Here is a 3,973-nt window from a genome sequence, read left to right as displayed (position 1 = left end):
AGCAGCTCGTTCTGCCACAGCGTGTAGTCCGCGTACTGCACCGGCAACGCACGCCACTCCGGCACCCGCCCCTCCACCCGCGCCGTGTAAGCACGGGTCAGGTCGGCGGCGAGCGGGCCCAGCGACCACCCGTCACCCGCGATGTGATGCACGACCAGCAGCAGTACGTACTCCTGCGCCGAGAGTTCGAACAGGTCGGCGCGCAGCGGTGTTTCGGTTGCCAGGTCGAAGGCGTAGCGGGCGGCTGACTTCAGTGCGTCCGGCAGCTCGGCCTCGGTCGTGGGGCGGACGGCGAGGTGCGGGACGGCCGCCTCGGGTGACAGCACCTGCTGGCAGGGGACGCCCTCGGCCTCGGGGAACACCGTCCGCAGACTCTCGTGCCGGGCCACCACGTCACGGAGAGCGGCACGCAGCGCGTCACGGTCCAACTCACCACTCAGCCGCAGGGCCAGCGGGATGTTGTAGGTGGCGCTCGGCCCCTGCATCTTGTGGATGAACCACAGCCTGCGCTGGGCGAAGGACAGCGGCATGACCTCGGGTCGCCGGCGGACGGTGAGGGCCAGGCGTCCGGGGGCGGCGGTGTCGAGGAGTGCCGCCACCGCGGCCGGCGTCGGACCCTCGAACAGCGCACGCAGCTCCAGCTCCACGCCGAACGCGGCACGGATCTGAGCGATCAGCCGGGTGGCCAGCAGCGAGTGCCCGCCCAGGTCGAAGAAGTCGTCGTCCACGCCGGCCCGCGGCAGACCCAGAACCTGCGCGAACAGATCGCACACGATCTGCTCCTGCGGCGTGCGCGCCCCGCGTCCCGACCCGGCCGACGCGAACTCCGGCGCGGGCAGGGCCGCCCGGTCCAGCTTGCCGTTGGCCGTCAAGGGGAGCCGGTCGAGGGGGACGAGGGCCGACGGGACCATGTAGTCGGGCAGATGGTCGCGGGTGTGCTCACGGAGCTTGGTGACCAGGGCACCGGTGCCGCGGCGGGCGGCGGGGTTGGTCGCCCACGTGGACAGGGGTGCGGTGGAGGCGCTGGTGGGGAGCGCGGCGTAGGTGCCGACGGGGGCGCGGCCGGACAGCCGGCTCCGGTCGGCGAAGACGACGTCCACGGCGTCGGTGTCCTGGGTGTTCCAGGTGATGCCGGTCCAGTAGCCGTGCTCGTCGCCCAGCGCGTGGAAGGCCTCGAGGCAGGTTGATGATGCGGTGGGGCGGTCGGGCAGGGGTGTGCCGTCTTCGAGGGCCTGTCGCACGGCGAGTTCGTGGACGAGGCGGGGGTTCGGGACGCCGGTCAGGCGAAGTTCCGCGGGCCGTTCGGCCGCCAACTGCTGCCTCAGAGCGATGAGGTTGGCTTGGGCGTCGGCGTGAGCGAGCCATGGGCGGGTGGGGGTGTCGTCGAGGGGGTGGGGGGTGATGCCGGTCTTGTAGAGGGTGGCGTCGTAGCGGTAGCGGGTGAGTTCGTTGTGGGCGGTTCCGCGCTTGAGCTGGATGTCGGAGCCCGCCAGGTCGGGGACGTGGTGGGTGAGGGCGCTGAAGTACTCGGGGTCGACGAGGAGTTCCTTCTCCAGGACCAGGCTCTGCTCGACGGCACGGCGGATCGCGGCCGTGTCGCTCGGGTCCTCGGCACGCGCCGTCTGCACACCGGAGGCGAAGGTCCGCAGCAACCGCGGATTGCGCAGGTCGCCCAGGAACAAGGCGCCACCTGGGGTGAGGGCGCGGAGCGCGTGGTGGACGACCTGTTCCAGGTAGCCGGCGTTCGGGAAGTACTGGGCCACGGAGTTGAGCACGATCGTGTCGAAGTGGCCCTGCGGAAGGTCGCCGAAGTCGTGGGCCGGCTGGGTGCGGAGGTGTACCCGCGTGGCCAGGACGGGATCGGCGTCGACGTGCCGCCGAAGCTCGTCGATGACGGTGCGGGAGAAGTCGGTGCCCCAGTACTCCTGGCACTCGGGCGCCAGCCGGGCCAGAAGCAGGCCGGTGCCGACACCGATTTCGAGGACGCGGCGCGGCCGTAGGGACCGGATGCGGTCGACGGTCGTGTCACGCCACTGCCGCATCTCGGGCAGCGGGATCGGCCGGCCGTCGTAACTGCTGTTCCAACTGGCGAAGTTCTCGCCGAATGCCGTCTGCTCCGCGGCGTTGTACACGGCGTCGTACAGGCTCTGCCACTCGCTGAGCTGGTCCTGCTCCACAGCCTCGTCGTGGTCGCGCGCCGAGGTGTCGGCTACGACGTAGGCGACGAGTCGGGTGTCACCGGGCTGGTCCTCGCGGACGACGACGGCTGCCTGCGCGATGTCCGTGTGGTCGGTGAGGACCTCCTCGATCTCGCCGAGTTCGATGCGGAAGCCTCGGATCTTGATCTGGTGGTCGACGCGGCCGACGAACTCCAGCTCGCCGTCCTGGTTCCACCGCACCAGGTCACCGGTGCGGTACATACGAGCACCGGGCTCGGGAGCGTACGGGTCCGCCACGAACCGCTCGGCCGTCAAGCCGGGCTTGTTCAGATAGCCGCGGGCCACCCCGGATCCCGCGATGTACAGCTCCCCCACCACACCGGGCGCCACCAACTCCAGCCCCGAACCCAGCACGTAGGTACGCGTGTTGGCGATCGGTCGGCCGATCGGCGGTGCGCCCGCGCCGCCGGCCAGGTCCGCGGCGGTCGACCAGATGGTGGTCTCGGTGGGGCCGTACAGGTTGGTCAGTTCGTCGGTGAGCGTGCGCATCGACTCCGCGAGCGGTGTGGGCAGCGCCTCACCGCCGACCAGGATGCGCAGGCCCCGTAGCGCCTCCGGCTCGTGCGCCACCAGGAGCTGCCACAGCGAGGGGGTGCCCTGTACGACCGTGACGCCGTGCCGGGCGATCAGGTCGAGCACGGCGGACGGTTGAGGGACGGCCTCCTTGGGTGCGAGGACGACCGTGGCGCCCGACAGGAGCGGGTGGTACAGCTCCAGCGCGGCGATGTCGAACGCTACCGTGGTGACCGCGAGCAGCCGTTCCCCCGTCCGGAGCGGGACCTTGCGCCGCATGGCTTCCAGGAAGTTGAGCAGCGGCGCGTGCGGGACGACCACGCCTTTGGGGCGACCGGTCGAGCCGGATGTGTAGATCACGTACGCTGCGGCCTCGAGGGCCGGCGGCCCTGCGTGGCCGGTCTCGACCGGGTCGGTGTCGGGGCAGGCGGCCAGCAGGGCGTGTACGTCCGGAGAGTCCAGCACCAGTCGTTCCGCCGAACCACCGCTCGGCGTCCGCGAGTCCGTCGACAGCGTGGTGAGCAGCAGGGCGGGCCGTGCGTCCTCGAGTACGTGGGCAAGGCGGCCGGCCGGGTGGTCCGGGTCCAGCGGCAGGTACGCGGCGCCGCTCTTGAGCACGGCCAACAGGGCGACCACCAGCTCGGCCGAACGTGGCAGAGCCAGCGCGACCACCCGGTCCGGACCCGCGCCCCGGCGCAGCAGGACGTGCGCGAGGCGGTTGGCGTGGCGGTCCAGTTCCGCGTAAGTCAGGGAGGTGTCCCCGGCGATCAGGGCCACGGCGTCAGGGGTGGCGGCGGCCTGCTCGGCGAAGCGGACCGGCAGCAGCTTCTCGCCGGTCTCGGTTTCGGTCTCCAGCCAAGTGCCGAGCAGCTGCCGGTGTTCGTCGGGGGTGAGGATGTCGATGTGGTTGAGGGGCTGGTCGGGGTGGGTGGTGGCGATGTCGAGGAAGTGCAGCCAACGCTCGAACAAGGCCTTGACGGTGGGCGCGTCGTAGATGTCGCTGGAGTACTCGATCGCACCGCTGATGCCCTGCGGCTCACCGTGGGCTCCGCGCTGCTCGGCGAGGCTGAAGAACAGGTCGAACTTCGCCGTACCCGTACGCCCAGGAGCCACGTCGATCGTCAGACCGGGGAGCCGGAAGCTCGCCTCGGGGGCGTTCTGGAGGGCGAGCATGACCTGGAAGAGCGGGTGGTGCGACAGCGTCCGGGCCGGGTTGATCAGCTCGACCAGGTACTCGAAGG

1 protein-coding gene is annotated in these 3,973 nt (G+C 70.9%); it reads right to left on the bottom strand.

The genetic code is table 11. The annotated features are described in order from the left end of the window. Positions 1-3,973, bottom strand: a 3,973-nt coding sequence (locus ABT245_RS45575; RefSeq protein ID WP_351746984.1) for a non-ribosomal peptide synthetase, incomplete at both ends; no start/stop codon positions are given.

Origin of the sequence: Streptomyces sp. NPDC001508, from assembly GCF_040298665.1 — a bacterium.
Taxonomy (GTDB): Bacteria; Actinomycetota; Actinomycetes; order Streptomycetales; family Streptomycetaceae; genus Streptomyces.
The sequence above is the reverse complement of the archived record's forward strand: the minus strand, read 5'-3'. Positions and strand labels throughout refer to the sequence as shown.